The organism is Affinirhizobium straminoryzae, from assembly GCF_007004135.1.
In the GTDB taxonomy this organism is placed as follows: Bacteria; Pseudomonadota; Alphaproteobacteria; order Rhizobiales; family Rhizobiaceae; genus Neorhizobium; species Neorhizobium straminoryzae.
This window is the reverse complement of the sequence record NZ_VJMG01000086.1, coordinates 1-16380: the sequence shown is the minus strand read 5'-3', so window position 1 is coordinate 16380 and position 16380 is coordinate 1. Positions and strand designations below refer to the sequence as shown.

Genomic DNA, 16380 nt, shown 5'->3' with positions numbered 1-16380 from the left:
AGAGATAAAATGGCAACAAAAAACCCCGCGGCGTCCGCCACGGGGTTCCTGGATTGCTCGTGCGGAGCGGATCAGAGACCGGCGGTCAGCGCCTTCAGCGGGCCTTCGATCAGCGGGCGGATGTCGCCACGCTTCAGCGCGAAGGCGAGGTTCGCCAGGATGAAGCCGTCCTTGGCGCCGCAGTCATAGGTCTCGCCCTTGAAGTGGTAAGCGGCAAATTCCTGCGACTTGGCCAGCGTCAGCATGCCGTCGGTCAGCTGGATTTCATTACCGGCGCCGCGCTCCTGGGTTTCCAGGATCTTGAAGATCTCCGGCTGCAGGATGTAGCGGCCGTTGATGAAGAAGTTGGAGGGAGCGGTGCCCTTGGCCGGCTTTTCCACCATCTCGGTGATCTTGAAGCCTTCCTCGCCGACCTTGTCGCCCACGCCGACGATGCCGTACTTGTGGGCCAGTTCCGGTGCGCATTCCTCAACAGCGAGAACATTGCCGCCGGTCTTGTCGTAAAGCTCGACCATGCCCTTGAGGCAGCTCTTGTCCGACGACATGATCATGTCGGGCAGCAGAACCGCGAAGGGTTCGTCGCCCACGATATCACGGGCGCACCAGACGGCATGACCAAGACCCAGCGGAACCTGCTGGCGGGTGAAGCTTGCCGTGCCGGCCTTGGGAAGAAGATCCGCAAGCAAGGTCAGCTCGGCATTCTTGTTGCGCTCGCGCAGCATCTGTTCGAGTTCGAACTGAATGTCGAAATAATCTTCGATAACACCTTTGCCACGGCCGGTGACGAACACGAAATGCTCGATCCCTGCTTCCGCGGCTTCATCGACAACGTACTGGATGACCGGCTTGTCAACGACCGTCAGCATTTCCTTCGGAACAGCCTTCGTGGCTGGAAGGAAGCGGGTTCCCAGTCCTGCGACGGGAAATACGGCCTTACGGATTTTCTGTTGTCCCACTCATGCCTCCTAAAGCACTTACAATCATTGCGGTGCGGAATCGCACTTATCCGATAATCACCACATAATCACAAACAATGACAGATCAGTGTAGTGATGGTAAAGAATTTGTTGACACTGTCTGCCGTATCCTGCCGTGACAGCCAGGGCGTGGTTCCCGATCCTGGCGAATTTGAGACCGGAAAGCACAAGGAACACGACAGCCGATGAGATTTTTTACCCCACATCGTTTCGCCGGACTTGCCCTCTCCGTGATCGCGGCCATGATGCTGATCACCACTGCCATAGATGCCCAGGCCGAGCCGGGTTTCAAGGCGTGGGTGGCCAATTTCTACCGCACTGCAGCAGAAAACGGTATCACGCGTTCCACATACAACAAGGCATTTGCCGGCGTCACGGGTCCCGACGAGGACGTGCTGCGCAAGGCGAACTATCAGCCGGAATTCAAGACCGAGATCTGGCAGTACCTGGATTCACGCGTCAATCCGTTTACCGTGCGCAACGGGCGCGAGATGCTGGCCAAGCACGGCAGGCTTCTCGATGCGCTCGAGCGCCGCTACGGGGTGGACAAGCACGTTCTGCTCGCCATCTGGTCCATGGAATCCAATTACGGCGCAGTGCTGTCCCAGCCGGAGCGGCTGCACAACATTCCGCAGGCGCTGGCAACGCTGGCCTGGGCGGATCCGAAGCGGGCAAAATTCGCCCGCACGCAGTTGATCGCAGCGCTCAAGATCCTGCAGAGCGGCGAAATCTCGCCAAGACACCTGACCGGCTCCTGGGCCGGGGCCATGGGCCATACCCAGTTCATCCCGACGAGCTATCTCCTCTATGCCGTCGATGCCGACGGCGATGGCCGCCGCGACATCTGGAGTTCCGTTCCGGACGCGCTCGCCACTGCCGCCAACCTGCTGGCGCAGAACGGCTGGGAGAATGGCCGGACCTGGGGCTACGAGGCGCTTCTTCCGCCGACGGTGACCCGTTATGCCGGCCAGACGAAGACGCTTGCCCAATGGGCCGCCCTCGGTGTTATCCGCGCCAATGGAAAACCCTTCCCCCGTGGCAGCGATCGGGCGGAACTGAAACTTCTCGCTGGCGCCGAAGGCCCCGCATTCCTCATGCTGCGGAATTTCTTCGTGGTGAAGCGCTACAATGCCGCCGACAGCTATGCGCTGGCCGTCGGCCTTCTGGCGGACGAAATTGCCGGTTATGGCGGCATGGTTCAGCCCTGGCCGCGCCCGCACGGCACGCTGGACGTGAAGGAAAAATTCGAGCTGCAGCGTCGGCTGAAGGCTCTTGGCTATTATGATGGCGAGATCGACGGCAATTTCGGCTCGGGCTCGCGGGCGGCCATCAGTGCCATCCAGTCGCGTCTCGGCATGGAGGCGGATGGCGAGCCGTCGCAGACGCTGCTGAAGCGGCTGCGCAACTGATCGTCGTTCAGGGGCTGGAACGGCGGTCAGGGTCTGCCCGCGGTTGAGAAGGCGCCGATGCTCCATCCTTCAGATGGCCGGCGCCTTTGGCGTTGGAAAGGCTCCATCAGGGTCAAAAACCGATCAGGTGAGTGTTCTGCCCCTGACGCGAAGGACGGATACGATGACGGAAGGCAATGGCAAGGGAAAACGGGCGGCGTTCGTAGCCTTGTGCGTCCTGCTGCTCGTTCCGCTCGACATTGCGCCCGCAGACGCGCAGGAGCGCCGCACCCTGATGGACATGCTGTTCGGTGATCGTCGCCAGGTTCAGGAGCGGGCTACCCCTTCTCCCGAAAGGCCGCGACGGCGCACACCGCCCCGGACGGCCGCGCCCGGCGAGAGCCGTCCGGCAACGTCGCAAACCGCGCGTCCGGACGAACCGGCGCCGGTGGAGAAGATGGAGGATGCCCGCAAGATCCTGGTGATCGGCGATTTCACGGCCATGAGCCTCGGCAAGGGCCTCACCGAAGCCTTTGCGCAGGATCCTTCCGTCGCAATTGTCGAACAGGGCTCCGGCTCGTCTGGCCTCGTGCGCGAAGATCACCTCAACTGGCCACAGCAGTTGCAGCAATTGCTGGCGCAGGAAAAGCCGAAGCTGGTGGTGGTGATGATCGGCGCCAATGACCGGCAGGCCATGCAGGTTGACGCCACGCGCGAGCGCTTCCGCAGCGAAAAGTGGCTGGCCGCCTACGAGGCTCGCATCGCACGGCTGGCGAAGCTGGTGACCGATGCCGGTCTGCCGCTTCTCTGGGTGGGACTGCCGGCCTTCGAGTCGCCGTCCCTCACCACCGACGCCGTGACACTGAACGGCATCTACCGCCATCAGGTGGAGAAGCTGGGCGGCGAATTCGTCGATATCTGGGATGGCTTCGTCAGCGAAAGCGGTGCCTTCATCGTGACAGGCTCCGACATCAACGGCCAGCCGGTGCGCCTGCGCAGCGCCGACGGCATCGGCTTTACCGATGCGGGCAAGCGCAAGCTCGCCTTCTACGTGGAAAAGCTGGCGCGACGCCATCTCGGCGATCTCAGCATTACCGACATCATCCGGGGCGATGCCGCCAATCTGCCGCAGCTTTCCAGCCTGCCGCCGGCAGCGGAACCCAGCGTCAAGACACAGCCGATCAGCCTGACCGATCCGGAACTGGACGGTGGCGGCGAACTTTTGGGCCAGAAGACATCTGACGCGCCAAAACCGGCAGCGGGGGAGACACCGCGCGAGCTTCTGGTCAAGCGCGGCGAACTGCCGGAGGCGCCGGCCGGCCGCGTCGATTATTACCGCACGGAGATTACCGGCTCGACCCGCTGAGCAAGACGCAGTCCGTCAACGTCGAGCCTGTGAACAACGGACGGCCTTACGCCGCCTGCTCGTCGCGTCGTTTTGCAAGCACCGAAAGGCATTCTTCAAAGGCCGTGAGATCGGTGTAGACGGCATCAGCCGCCGCGGCATGGATGGCGATATGGCCGCCGCGCCGTTCGATGCCACCATGCAGCATGAGGTTCTCGATCATGTCGAAATCCTCAAGCGAAATGCCGTCCGGCCCGCGCTTGCGGCCATCCGCCCCTTCCCGCACCTCACCGCCGTAATAGGCGCTGGTGCGGGCAAAGTGATTGGCCGCCACATTGGTATAGGCCGCCACCAGCTTGCCCTGGGCGCACATGTAACCCAGTTCGAAGGCCGTTCCGACATCGGCCGCGATGCCGCGGAACGGGGTCAGGTTGGCGATCACGCCGTCGGCGCGGTTCATCATGCCCTCGTCCACCGCGCTGATCTTGAGGCCGAATTCGTGGCGGGTCGGGGCGGGTTCGATGGAGATGTCGCCGGGGCAGATCGGCTCGAAGCCATAGGAACGCGCCATCGCCGCCTTGCGGTCGAGCATGTCACGGGCATTGGGCAGGAACACCTCCGGCCCGGCAAGATAGAGTTTCAGGGTCATGGGCCGGTCTTCCGGTAAATGCGCTGGCGATAAGGCGGCGGCAAAGGGATTGTGAAAAACAGATCGGCCCGGTTTCCCGAGCCGATCCTGATCTGTCGCTATCAGGCGGGCAGCACGGTGCTGCCCATCAGGGCCTCATCCACGGCGCGTGCCACCTGACGGCCCTCACGGATCGCCCAGACCACCAGCGACTGGCCGCGGCGTACGTCACCAGCCGTCCAGAGCTTGTCGACCGAGGTCTTGTAGTCGCGGTCATTGGCGACAACATTGGTCGAGCCGCGGCGGTCGACATTGAGCGCCAGCTTGTCGCCCAGATCCTTCAGAACGCTATCCTTCGCCGGACCCGAGAAGCCGATGGCGATGAAGGCGAGATCGGCCTTGATGATGAAGTCCGTGCCCGCGATCGGCTTGCGGCGCTCATCCACCTGGCAGCAGCGAACGCCCGTCAGCTGGCCGTCCTCATCACCGACGAATTCCAGCGTTGCCACCTGGAACTCGCGCACGGCACCTTCGGCCTGCGAAGACGAGGTGCGCATCTTGGTGGCCCAGAACGGCCAGACAGCCAGCTTGTCTTCCTTTTCCGGCGGCATCGGACGGATGTCGAGCTGGGTCACCTTCACGGCACCCTGGCGGAAGGCCGTGCCGACGCAGTCCGAAGCCGTATCGCCGCCACCGACGACGACGACATGCTTGGCACCGGCGAGGATCGGCTCCGACGGCCAGCCGACGCTGTCGATGTTTTCGCGACCGACGCGACGGTTCTGCTGCACGAGATAGGGCATGGCATCATAGACGCCGTGCAGTTCCACGCCCGGAATACCGGCCGGGCGCGGCGTTTCGGAGCCGCCGCAATAGATGACCGCATCATGCTCGGCCAGCAGCTTTTCCATCGGCAGATCGACGCCGATATTGACGCCGCAATGGAAGGTGACGCCCTCGCCCTTGATCTGCTCGACGCGGCGGTCGATGAAGTTCTTCTCCATCTTGAAGTCCGGAATGCCATAGCGCAGCAGACCGCCGGGCTTGCTCTCCCGCTCGTAGACATGCACCTCGTGACCGGCACGGCCAAGCTGCTGGGCAGCCGCGAGACCGGCAGGACCGGAGCCGATGATGGCGACCTTCTTGCCGGTGTGGATGGTCGGCGGCTGCGGCGAGATGAAGCCCAGCTCATAGGCCTTGTCGGCAATCGCCTGCTCCACCGTCTTGATGGCGACGGGGGCATCTTCCAGGTTCAGCGTGCAGGCTTCCTCGCACGGCGCCGGGCAGACGCGCCCGGTGAATTCCGGGAAGTTGTTGGTGGAATGGAGGTTGCGGATCGCCTCTTCCCACTTGTTATTATAGACGAGATCGTTCCAGTCCGGGATCTGGTTGTGAACCGGACAGCCGGTCGGGCCATGGCAATAGGGAATGCCACAGTCCATGCAGCGGGCTGCCTGTTTCGTCACCTCGGCATCCGACATCGGAATGGTGAACTCGCGGAAGTGGCGAATACGGTCCGACGCAGGCTGGTATTTTGCCACCTGCCGGTCGATTTCCATGAAACCCGTAACCTTGCCCATGTTTCATCCCTCACTTCAGACTGGGAACCTTCAGGCTCCCTGTATCGACCGTCGCCATTTGCGCCCTCGCCGATACGATGAAATTCCCTTCGATCTTTCCGTTCGCAAAGGCCAGCGTGGCATTCGCGAACGGCTTGATCAGTGAATGATCGGTTGCGGCGACTTACTCCGCCGCAACGCCCATGCGCATGCGTTCCATTTCCTCCAGAGCACGGCGGTATTCGACCGGCATGACCTTGCGGAACTTCGGACGATACTCGGTCCAGCGATCCAGGATCTCCTTGGCGCGGGTGGAGCCCGTGTAGTGGAGATGGTTGGAGATCATCTGGTAGAGTCGCTCCTCATCGTGGCGCGTCATGTCCTCGGAAACATCCACACGTCCCTTGTGCATGAGGTCGCCACCGTGATGGTGGAGCTTCTCCAGCATGTCGTCTTCTTCCGGCACCGGCTCCAGCTCGACCATGGCCATGTTGCAGCGCTTGGCGAAATCGCCGCTCTCATCGAGAACGTAAGCCACGCCGCCGGACATGCCGGCTGCGAAATTGCGGCCCGTTTCGCCGAGAACCACCACGATGCCGCCCGTCATGTATTCGCAGCCGTGATCGCCCACGCCTTCGACGACAGCAATCGCACCGGAGTTGCGCACCGCAAAGCGCTCGCCCGCCACACCCCGGAAATAGCATTCGCCGGTGATCGCGCCGTAAAGCACCGTGTTGCCGACGATGATCGACTGTTCAGCGGCAAGCTTCGAGTTTTCCGGCGGGCGCACGATGATGCGGCCACCCGAGAGCCCCTTGCCGACATAGTCGTTGCCGTCACCCACCAGATCGAACGTGATGCCGCGGGCAAGGAAGGCGCCGAAGGACTGGCCGGCCGTGCCACGCAGGGTGACATGAATGGTGTCGTCCTTGAGACCCTTGTGACCCCAGCGCTTGGCAAGCGCGCCCGAGAGCATCGCGCCAGCCGAGCGGTCGACGTTCTTGATCGGCACCTCGAAGACCACCGATTCCTTGCTTTCCAGCGCCGGCAGCGACTTTTCGATCAGCTTGCGATCGAGAATGTCGTCGATCGGATGCTTCTGGCGCTCGGTCCAGTAGGTCGCCTCCTTCGGAGCCTCCACCTTGTGGAAGATGCGGCTGAAATCGAGCCCCTTGGCCTTCCAGTGCGCCAGCATCTCATCCTTCTCCAGAAGTTCGGAAGCGCCGATGATTTCGTCCAGCCGGGTGAAGCCCAGCGAGGCGAGGATTTCGCGCACTTCTTCGGCCACGAAGAAGAAGTAGTTGATGACGTGTTCGGGCGTACCCTTGAAGCGCTTGCGCAGAACCGGATCCTGCGTGGCAACGCCGACGGGGCAGGTGTTCAGATGGCACTTGCGCATCATGATGCAGCCGGCGGCGATCAGCGGCGCGGTCGCGAAACCGAACTCGTCGGCGCCCAGCAGCGCACCCACAATCACGTCACGACCCGTCTTCAGGCCGCCATCGACCTGCAGCGCGATGCGCGAGCGAAGACCGTTCAGCACCAGCGTCTGCTGGGTTTCGGCAAGGCCGATTTCCCAGGGGCTACCGGCATGCTTCAGCGAGGTGAGCGGCGAAGCGCCCGTGCCGCCATCGAAGCCGGCGACCGTGATATGATCGGCGCGCGCCTTGGCGACACCGGCGGCAACCGTGCCGACGCCCACTTCCGACACCAGCTTGACCGAGATATCGGCCGCCGGGTTGACGTTCTTCAGGTCGTAGATCAGCTGCGCCAGATCTTCGATCGAATAGATGTCGTGGTGCGGCGGCGGCGAGATGAGGCCGACGCCCGGCGTGGAATGGCGGGTCTTGGCCACCGTCGCATCCACCTTGTGGCCGGGCAGCTGGCCGCCTTCGCCGGGCTTTGCACCCTGCGCCACCTTGATCTGCAGCATGTCGGCATTGACGAGATATTCCGTCGTCACACCGAAGCGGCCGGAGGCGATCTGCTTGATGGCCGAACGCTCGGGGTTCTGCGACCCGTCCGCAAGCGGCATGTAACGATCGCTCTCTTCGCCGCCCTCGCCGGTGTTCGACTTGCCGCCGATGCGGTTCATGGCAATGGCGAGCGTGGTGTGCGCCTCGCGGCTGATCGAGCCGAAGGACATGGCACCGGTCGAGAAGCGCTTGACGATATCCACCGCCGGCTCGACCGCATCGATCGAGACCGGCTTGCGGCCGATCGCCTCTGCCGACTTGATCTTGAACAGGCCGCGAATGGTGTTCATGCGCAGCGAGGTCTCGTTCACCATGGCTGCGAATTCGCGATAGCGGTCCTGGCTGTTGCCGCGCACTGCATGCTGCAGCGAGGCCACCGCATCCGGCGTCCAGGCATGGCTTTCGCCGCGCATGCGGTAGGCATATTCGCCACCGATATCGAGCGTGGAGGCCAGAACCGGGTCCTTGCCGAAAGCAGCCTTGTGGCGTGCCACGGTTTCCTCGGCAATTTCCGCCAGACCAACGCCTTCGATGGTGGTGGCGGTGCCGAAGAAGTACTTGTTGACCAGTTCCGAAGCGAGGCCGATGGCATCGAAGATCTGCGCGCCGCAATAGGACTGGTAGGTCGAGATGCCCATCTTGGACATGACCTTCAGAATGCCCTTACCCACGGCCTTGATGTAGCGATAGACCACTTCGCTCGCATCGACTTCCTTGGGGAATTCGCCGCGGGCATGCATGTCCGTCAGCGTATCGAAGGCGAGATAGGGGTTGATCGCCTCGGCGCCGAAGCCGGCGAGGCAGCAGAAATGATGGATCTCGCGCGGCTCGCCCGATTCCACGACGAGACCGACGGAGGTGCGCAGCCCCTTGCGGATCAGGTGATGGTGCACGGCAGCCGTCGCCAACAGCGCCGGGATGGCGATGCGGTCCGGGCCGATCTGGCGGTCGGAGAGAACGATGATGTTATAACCGCCCTTGACCGCCGCTTCCGCACGCTCGCAGAGACGGTCGAGCATTTCCGGCATGCCTTCGGCGCCCCGCTCCACATCATAGGTGAAGTCGAGCGTCTTGGTGTCGAAGTGATCTTCCATGTGGCCGATGGAACGGATCTTTTCGAGATCGCCATTGGTCAGGATCGGCTGGCGCACTTCCATGCGCTTGGCCTTGGCCATGCCCTCATGGTCGAGAATGTTCGGGCGCGGGCCGATGAAGGAGACGAGGCTCATCACCAGCTCTTCGCGGATCGGGTCGATCGGCGGGTTCGTCACCTGCGCGAAGTTCTGCTTGAAATAGGTGTAAAGCAGCTTCGACTTCGACGACATGGCCGAGATCGGCGTGTCGGTGCCCATGGAGCCGACGGCTTCCTGGCCGGTGGTCGCCATCGGCGACATCAGGATCTTGGTGTCTTCCGAGGTGTAGCCGAAAGCCTGCTGGCGGTCGAGCAGCGACACGTCGCGGCGTAGCGCGCGGGGCTCCACGGGCTTCAGGTCTTCCAGAATGATCTGGGTGCGGTCCAGCCAGTTGCGGTAGGGATGCTTGGTGGCAAGCTCGCTCTTCACTTCCTCGTCGGAAACGATGCGGCCCTTCTCCATGTCGATCAGCAGCATCTTGCCGGGCTGCAGGCGCCACTTCTTGACGATGGTTTCTTCCGGAACCGGCAGCACGCCGGCTTCGGAGGCCATGATCACGCGGTCGTCGGAGGTGACGACATAGCGGGCCGGACGCAGGCCGTTGCGGTCGAGCGTCGCGCCGATCTGCTTGCCATCGGTAAACGCAACGGCCGCCGGACCATCCCACGGCTCCATCAGCGCGGCATGGTATTCGTAAAAGGCCTTGCGCTCAGGGCTCATGGACTGGTTGCCCGCCCAGGCTTCCGGGATCAGCATCATCACCGCATGGGCCATGGAATAGCCGCCGCGTACGAGGAATTCGAGCGCGTTGTCGAAGCAGGCGGTGTCCGACTGGCCTTCGTAGGAGATCGGCCAGAGCTTGGAGATATCGTCGCCGAAGAAGGGCGAAGACACGGACGCCTGACGCGCCGCCATCCAGTTGACGTTGCCGCGCAGCGTGTTGATTTCGCCGTTATGGGCAACCATTCGGTACGGATGCGCCAGCTTCCACGACGGGAAGGTGTTGGTCGAGAAACGCTGGTGCACGAGGGCAACCGCGGATTCGAAGCGCGGATCGGACAGGTCCTTGTAATAGGCACCCACCTGATAGGCCAGGAACATGCCCTTGTAGACAATCGTCGAGGACGACAGCGACACCGGATAGAAGCCGGTCTCCTGACCGCCGAACTGGTCGTAGATGCGGTTGGAGATCACCTTGCGCAGCAGGAACAGCTTGCGCTCGAAGTCATGGTTCGTCGCCGCATCGCGGCCGGCGCCGATGAAGACCTGACAGTGATAGGGTTCGGTCGCAGCGATATCCGGTGCCTTGGAGAGCGAAGAATTATCGACCGGCACATCGCGGAAGCCGAGGAACTGCTGCCCCTCCTCGGCGATGACGTCGATCATCACCTTCTTGAAATGGGCGATCTGTTCCGGGTCGCGCGGCATGAAGATATGGCCGACGGCATATTCGCCAGCCTTCGGCAGCGTCACACCCTGCTTGGCCATTTCCTCGCGGAAGAAACGGTCGGGGATCTGCACGAGAATGCCCGCGCCATCGCCCATCAGCGGATCGGCGCCGACAGCGCCGCGATGGGTGAGGTTTTCCAGAATGAACAGGCCGTCCTTGACGATCTGGTGCGACTTCTGGCCCTTCATGTGGGCAATGAAGCCGACGCCGCAGGCGTCGTGCTCGTTGCGCGGATCGTAGAGACCCTGCGCCATGGGCAGACCGGGGAAGGACGGACGAGCCGGAATGACGGCTTTCACGGTCTCGCCTTCGGCGCCATGGGGTCTTTCAGCCTCGGTCATCATTCGTCCTCCTTATCGGCCGCCGGAGCGGGCAAGGGTTGATCTCATAAGGCGCACAAGGCGCCACACAGACTTACACAGCGCAGGTGAACCGCAGACGACAAGACCTCCCGGACGGGAGGTTAACGCTTCGTTACGGCCTTTCGCGGCGAATTAGGACAGAATGACTGTCCTAGTTTTCATTTTCTATGACAGAAATCAGGGTCCCGCGCAAGGGCGCGGCAGGGAAAAAGAGCACCCCTCACAGCCGGAAAGTTGCCGTTCCGCCCCACATTCACGCAAGAAAATTATCGAAAGCGGAGCTCTTCTTTCCACTTCATGCCCCAAAATCGGGTCCGCCGGCGCCAACCCCATAATGCTATTGATCCGCAGGACGAACGGCCGCATCTTTCCGCGCATCCTGACCCCTCTTGCGAGAAATGCCTCATGTTCTTTGCCTCGGACAACTGGGCTGGCGCTCACCCCGCCATCAACGAACGCCTGCTGAAAGAATCGACGCGCTTTGCCGCAGCCTATGGCACGAGCGAACTGGACCGCGCCATCGAACAGCGCTTCAACGAGATTTTCGAGCGCGAGGTCGCCGTCTTCTTCGTGGCGACCGGCACGGCCGCCAATTCGCTGGCGCTGGCGAGCCTCGCCAAGCCGGGTGGCGTCACCTTCGCCCATTCCGAAGCGCATGTGATCGAGGACGAATGCGGCGCGCCGGACTTCTTCAGCGGCATGCGCATGTCGCCCGTGCCCGGGGCGCTTGGCAAGATGGACCCGAAACAGCTGCGCAGCCGCATCGCGCGCTATCCGCAGGATGCCGTCCACCACGGCCGCGCCACCGCCATCACCATGACGCAGGCCACTGAAGTCGGCAGCATCTACAGCCTCACCGAGATCGAGGAGATTGCCGGGATCGCGAAAGAGCATGGCCTGCCGCTGCACATGGATGGCGCCCGCTTTGCCAATGCGCTCGTGCAGCTGGGCGCGACCCCCGCCGAGATGACCTGGAAGCGCGGCGTCGACGTGCTTTCCTTCGGCGGCACCAAGAATGGCTGCTGGTGCGCGGAAGCGATCGTCTTCTTCGATCCGGAGATGGCACGGGAACTGCCCTTCATCCGCAAGCGCTCGGCCCAGCTGTTCTCCAAGTCGCGCTTCATCGCCGCGCAGTTCGAGGCCTACCTGCAGGACAATCTCTGGCTAGACCTCGCCCGTCACGCCAATGCCATGGCGGATCGTCTGCGCGCCGGGCTCGAGGCCTCCAACAGCGCAAGGCTGGCCTGGCCGACAGCCTCCAACGAAGTCTTTGCCGTCATTCCGAAATCCACCGCCCAGGCGGCCGAGGCCGGGGGCGCCAAGTTCTATGACTGGCTGGAGCCGCACGACATGCCGGAACCGGTTGCCGAGCACGACCTGCTGATCCGTCTCGTGACAAGCTTTGCGACCGAGCCCCAGGATGTGGATGCGTTTCTCGACGTGATCGCCGCCGGCTGACGGATCCGCCACAAGGGGCGCCGGCTGGCAGGTCCGGCGCCTGTCTCAACCGAACGATATCAAGAGGCGCATGGCGTGCCGCTCAGGGCGCACCATGCGGCCGGATGCGCTGGACGATCAGGCTCGACAAGGCCTCCGTCAGCGCCGTATCTGCGCCGCGGCGCGCAACCAGCACGAATTCCACATCCTCCAGAACCGGCAGGCGATCGCCTGCCACCTCCCTCAGACCATCCGGCGCCATGCTGCGGGGCTGCACGAGAACGCCCATGCCGGCCCGCGCAGCGGCTGTGAGGCCGGCGAGACTGCCGCAGGTGCAGACAATGCGCCAGGGCAGACCTGCCCTGTCGAGCACCTCCTGCGCCACGCGGCGTGTGATGCTGGGCGTCGGAAAGGCAATCAGCGGCACGGGATGGCCCGGCTCGACCTGCAGGAGATCCGGGTCGCGCGCCAGCCAGACGAGCGGCTCGCGATAGAGCAGACGTCCGTGGGTTTCGCCGATGTGGCGCTTGGCCAGCACCAGATCCAGATCGCCCACATCCTGCATCTGGTAGAGGGAGGCGCTGAGCGCCACCGTCAACTCCAGATCGACCAGAGGATAGAGGCGGATGAAATCCTCCAGAATGCCGGTCAGCCGGTTGGCCACCACGTCTTCGGAGACTCCGAGCCGCAGGCGTCCCCGCAGCCGGCTCTCCCCGAACATCGACATCACCTTGCCGTTCAGGTCCAGCATGCCGCGCGCGTAGCTGAGAAGCGCCTCCCCTTCCGTCGTCAGCTTGACGCGATGCGTGGTGCGATCGATCAGCTGCCGCCCAAGGCTCTGCTCCAGCCGCTGGATATGGTGCGTGACTGTGGACTGGCCGACGCCCAGCTGCTCGGCCGCCAGCGTGAAGCTGCCGGTTTCATGCAGGCGGACGAAACTGGCCAGATGGACGAGATTCAGCATTTTATCATGAACCACAATAACTGTTAGTCTTTGCATTCTGTTTCATGATAGCGCATGCGTAAAGGCCAGATCAGCTGACAGGAACGACCATGCGCCGGTTTTTGCCCGATACCTTCACCCTGATGCTGGTGACGACGGTCATCATCGCATCCTTCCTGCCCGCCAAGGGCGCGTTTGCCACGTATTTCGGCTATGCGACAGACTGCGCCATCGCGCTTCTCTTCTTTCTGCATGGCGCAAGACTGTCGCGGGATGTGGTCATTGCCGGCATCCTGCACTGGCGCCTGCACCTGACGATCCTTGCCGTCACCTATGCGATCTTCCCCCTTCTCGGCCTCGGGGCGGGCTTCATCCCGTCGACGATCCTGAAGCCGGAACTGTATGTCGGCCTCCTTTATCTCTGCGTACTGCCGTCGACCGTGCAGTCCTCGATCGCGTTCACCTCGATTGCCGGCGGCAATGTGCCGGCGGCCATCTGCTCGGCCTCGGCTTCCAACCTGTTCGGCATGTTCCTGACGCCGCTCCTCGTCGGCCTTTTGATGACGACGAGTGGTACCTCCGGCTTCTCGCTTGATGCCTTGGAGACGATCCTGCTGCAGCTGCTTGCCCCCTTCATCCTTGGCCAGTTGCTGGAACCCTGGATCGGCGGCTGGGTGCGCGCCCGCAAGAAGCTGCTGATGCCGGTCGATCGGGGTTCGATCCTGATGGTCGTTTATCTCGCCTTCTCCGAATCGGTGAACGAGGGCCTGTGGCACACCTTCTCGATCACCGATATCGGCGTCGTCATCGTCATGGATGCACTGCTGCTGGCGCTGGTACTGTGCATCACCATGTTCGGCAGCCGCCTGCTCGGCTTCAACAAGGAAGACGAGATCACCATCACCTTCTGCGGTTCGAAGAAGAGCCTGGCGTCCGGCGTGCCCATGGCAGGCGCCATCTTTGCCGGCCAGAGCATCGGCGCCATCGTTCTGCCGCTGATGCTGTTCCACCAGATCCAGCTGATGACCTGCGCGGTGCTTGCCCAGAAATATGCCGCGAAGCGCGCGGCGCGCCAGGCTGCCGCCGTGACGGCCGCAGCCTGACGGACCCGTCGACGGCCAAACGAAAGCCCCCTCCCGAGACGCTCGGGAGGGGGCTTTTGCGTCAGCAGACAATGTCGGGCAGGCAATGACGCCGCGCCGAGATCCGGTCAGTTGACCTTCTGCGGATCCGGCTGGGCCTCGATCGTCTTCGGCGTGCTGAGAACATCGGCAGCGATCGCGATGCGGCGCGGCTTCAGCGTTTCCGGAATATTGCGCAGGAGATCGATGTGCAGCAGACCGTTCTTCAGCGAGGCGGCACGCACTTCCATGTGATCGGCCAGCTGGAAGCGGCGCTCGAAGGCGCGCTTGGCAATGCCGCGATAAAGATACTCGCTCTTGTCCGATGCTTCTTCCTCGGACTTCTCGCCCTTGACGGTCAGCACATGGGCATGTGCCTCGATGCTCAGTTCCTTTTCATCGAAGCCGGCGACCGCCATGGTGATGCGGTAGGTGTTTTCGCCGGTGCGCTCGATATTGTAGGGCGGGTAGGTCTGGGCCTGCTCGGGCTGGCCGACACCGTCCAGCATGGAAAAGAGACGGTCGAAGCCGACGGTCGAGCGATAGAGCGGCGAAAAATCGATGTGACGCATGGTGTCCTCCTGTGAAGCGACGTTTGCGGTTTTTGCAATCTCGGAACGGCGCCCCGTCTGGCGGCGCCGGCCCTGGTCCGGACCCTTGCGGCGTCCGTGACCTTGAGATGGGAGCGGCAAAAATCGGCTTCAAGAGCCGTGACGACGAAAAATGACGATCGCTCAACACGCCGGACATCCCATGGCTGAACCCTGCCTGAGGGGGTGGTTCCACTGCCGTTCAGGCGCTTCCGGTCAAAGCGGACATTGCCGGCCCGCTCTGATGCATGCGGGCGGCTGACGTCCGTCCCTTCGCATCAGCCCTGCTGCCGGTGCCGGAAAACAATCTCCGGTTCCGGCTTTTTTCTTTGACGAGAGCGGATGCAGATCCTATCCGTGGACAGGCATAGCAGGTGGCGAGCCGATGGACGACATTCTCTTCCCCACGCCGGACAATCCGCTGCCGGAGGATTTTACGGCAGGCTTCCTGACGGCCCATGACGGCGTGCGGCTGCGCTATAGTCTGTTCCGTTCCGCCGTGTCGCCGGCGCGCGGCACCGTGGTGCTGCTGCAGGGTCGCAACGAATTCATCGAGAAATATGCCGAGACCATCCGCGATCTCAATGCCATGGGGTTGTGGGTCGCGACCTTCGACCTGCGCGGCCAGGGCGGATCGGGGCGGCTGCTGAAAGATCATCGAAAGGGCCATGTGCGTCGCTTTGCCGATTACGAGCGCGATCTCGACCTGTTTCTGCAAAAGGTGGTGCTGCCGGATGCCCGCCTGCCCTTCTTTCTGCTCGCCCATTCCACCGGCGCGCTGATTGCGCTGTCGGCGGCGCCGCGGCTTGCCAACCGCATCGAGCGCATGGCGCTGCTGGCGCCTTACGTGGCGCTTGCCAACCAGCAATTGCCGGAGCCGTGGATCCGCCGCCTGGCGGCCGGTTTCTCGGCGCTCGGTTTCGGGCGAAAGTCCATGGGCCAGGATCGCAGCCAGCGTCCCTTCGCCGACAATCCGCTGACGGGGGACGCCACCCGCTTTGCCCGCAACGCAGCCTTCATTGCCGCGCATCCGCAGCTGACGATCGGCGCACCGACGGCGCGCTGGCTGCACGAGACGCTGATGGCGGCAAGCCGCGTCAGCCAGCAGGCACATCTGACGCGCATCACCATTCCAACACTGCTGATCGCGCCGATGCGCGATGGCGTGGTGCCCTATCCGGCGCAGGAAAACCTGTCGCGCAATTTTCGCGCGGCACAGCTGATCCCGGTCACCGGTGCCCGCCACGAGATTTTGCAGGAACGCGACATCTACCGCGCACAGGCACTCGCCGCGATCCAAGCCTTCATGCCGGGCAGCGAGACCATGCCACCGCTGTCCGACGCAGTGGCCTGAGCAAAGCCATCAGGCGAGCAGCGCGCGCGCCTCTTCATAGACCGCGCGGCTGCCGGCGGCGATGATATCGCCGCCCTGTTCAGGCCGGCCGCCATCCCAGGTGGTGATAATGCCACC

The 16380-nt window shown here is 63.0% G+C and carries 11 protein-coding genes and 1 pseudogene; 5 read left to right on the top strand and 7 right to left on the bottom strand.

Annotated elements, in window-relative coordinates:
• Positions 1–71: 71 nt before the first annotated feature.
• Positions 72–956: a UTP--glucose-1-phosphate uridylyltransferase GalU gene (gene galU / locus FNA46_RS23850; RefSeq protein ID WP_143127713.1), complete on the bottom strand. Its 885-nt coding sequence runs from the start codon at positions 954–956 to the stop codon at positions 72–74.
• Positions 957–1219: 263 nt separating this feature from the next.
• Here galU and FNA46_RS23845 point away from each other — a divergent pair, with 263 nt between their 5' ends.
• The gene (locus FNA46_RS23845) at positions 1220–2386 is read left to right on the top strand and encodes a lytic murein transglycosylase (RefSeq protein WP_246103334.1); all 1167 of its coding nucleotides are present in this window, start codon (positions 1220–1222) and stop codon (positions 2384–2386) included.
• A 163-nt stretch (positions 2387–2549) separates the two neighbouring features.
• Complete coding sequence (locus FNA46_RS23840) at positions 2550–3731, top strand: SGNH/GDSL hydrolase family protein (RefSeq protein ID WP_143127711.1); 1182 nt, start codon at positions 2550–2552, stop codon at positions 3729–3731.
• Between the two features lie 46 nt (positions 3732–3777).
• Here the strand turns inward: FNA46_RS23840 and FNA46_RS23835 are convergent, their stop codons facing one another.
• The 3 genes from FNA46_RS23835 to gltB all read right to left on the bottom strand — a co-directional run bounded on the left by FNA46_RS23835 (position 3778) and on the right by gltB (position 10797).
• A complete protein-coding gene (locus FNA46_RS23835) occupies positions 3778–4359 on the bottom strand; it encodes a nucleoside 2-deoxyribosyltransferase (RefSeq protein ID WP_143127710.1) in 582 nt (193 codons plus the stop codon).
• Between the two features lie 101 nt (positions 4360–4460).
• Positions 4461–5918: a glutamate synthase subunit beta gene (locus tag FNA46_RS23830; RefSeq protein WP_143127709.1), complete on the bottom strand. Its 1458-nt coding sequence runs from the start codon at positions 5916–5918 to the stop codon at positions 4461–4463.
• 163 nt (positions 5919–6081) lie between these two features.
• Entirely contained in the window at positions 6082–10797 is a 4716-nt protein-coding gene (gltB, locus tag FNA46_RS23825; RefSeq protein WP_425468806.1) for a glutamate synthase large subunit, read from the bottom strand.
• Between the two features lie 426 nt (positions 10798–11223).
• Here gltB and FNA46_RS23820 point away from each other — a divergent pair, with 426 nt between their 5' ends.
• Positions 11224–12276, top strand: coding sequence for a threonine aldolase family protein (locus FNA46_RS23820; RefSeq protein WP_143127708.1), 1053 nt, complete (start codon positions 11224–11226; stop codon positions 12274–12276).
• A gap of 82 nt (positions 12277–12358) precedes the next feature.
• On the opposite strand, the gene FNA46_RS23815 is transcribed toward FNA46_RS23820, so the two are convergent.
• The gene (locus tag FNA46_RS23815; RefSeq protein ID WP_143127707.1) at positions 12359–13219 is read right to left on the bottom strand and encodes a LysR family transcriptional regulator; all 861 of its coding nucleotides are present in this window, start codon (positions 13217–13219) and stop codon (positions 12359–12361) included.
• Positions 13220–13308: 89 nt separating this feature from the next.
• Here FNA46_RS23815 and FNA46_RS23810 point away from each other — a divergent pair, with 89 nt between their 5' ends.
• A complete protein-coding gene (locus FNA46_RS23810) occupies positions 13309–14301 on the top strand; it encodes a bile acid:sodium symporter family protein (protein WP_143127706.1) in 993 nt (330 codons plus the stop codon).
• Between the two features lie 107 nt (positions 14302–14408).
• On the opposite strand, the gene FNA46_RS23805 is transcribed toward FNA46_RS23810, so the two are convergent.
• Positions 14409–14891: an Hsp20 family protein gene (locus FNA46_RS23805; RefSeq protein WP_143127705.1), complete on the bottom strand. Its 483-nt coding sequence runs from the start codon at positions 14889–14891 to the stop codon at positions 14409–14411.
• Positions 14892–15294: 403 nt separating this feature from the next.
• Between FNA46_RS23805 and FNA46_RS23800 the strand changes: the two genes are divergently transcribed.
• On the top strand, positions 15295–16263 hold the full coding sequence (locus tag FNA46_RS23800; protein ID WP_143127704.1) for an alpha/beta fold hydrolase: 969 nt from the start codon (positions 15295–15297) through the stop codon (positions 16261–16263).
• Positions 16264–16272: 9 nt separating this feature from the next.
• Here FNA46_RS23800 and FNA46_RS23795 read toward each other — a convergent pair.
• Positions 16273–16380: pseudogene (locus tag FNA46_RS23795) on the bottom strand (histidinol-phosphatase); the annotation flags it as partial.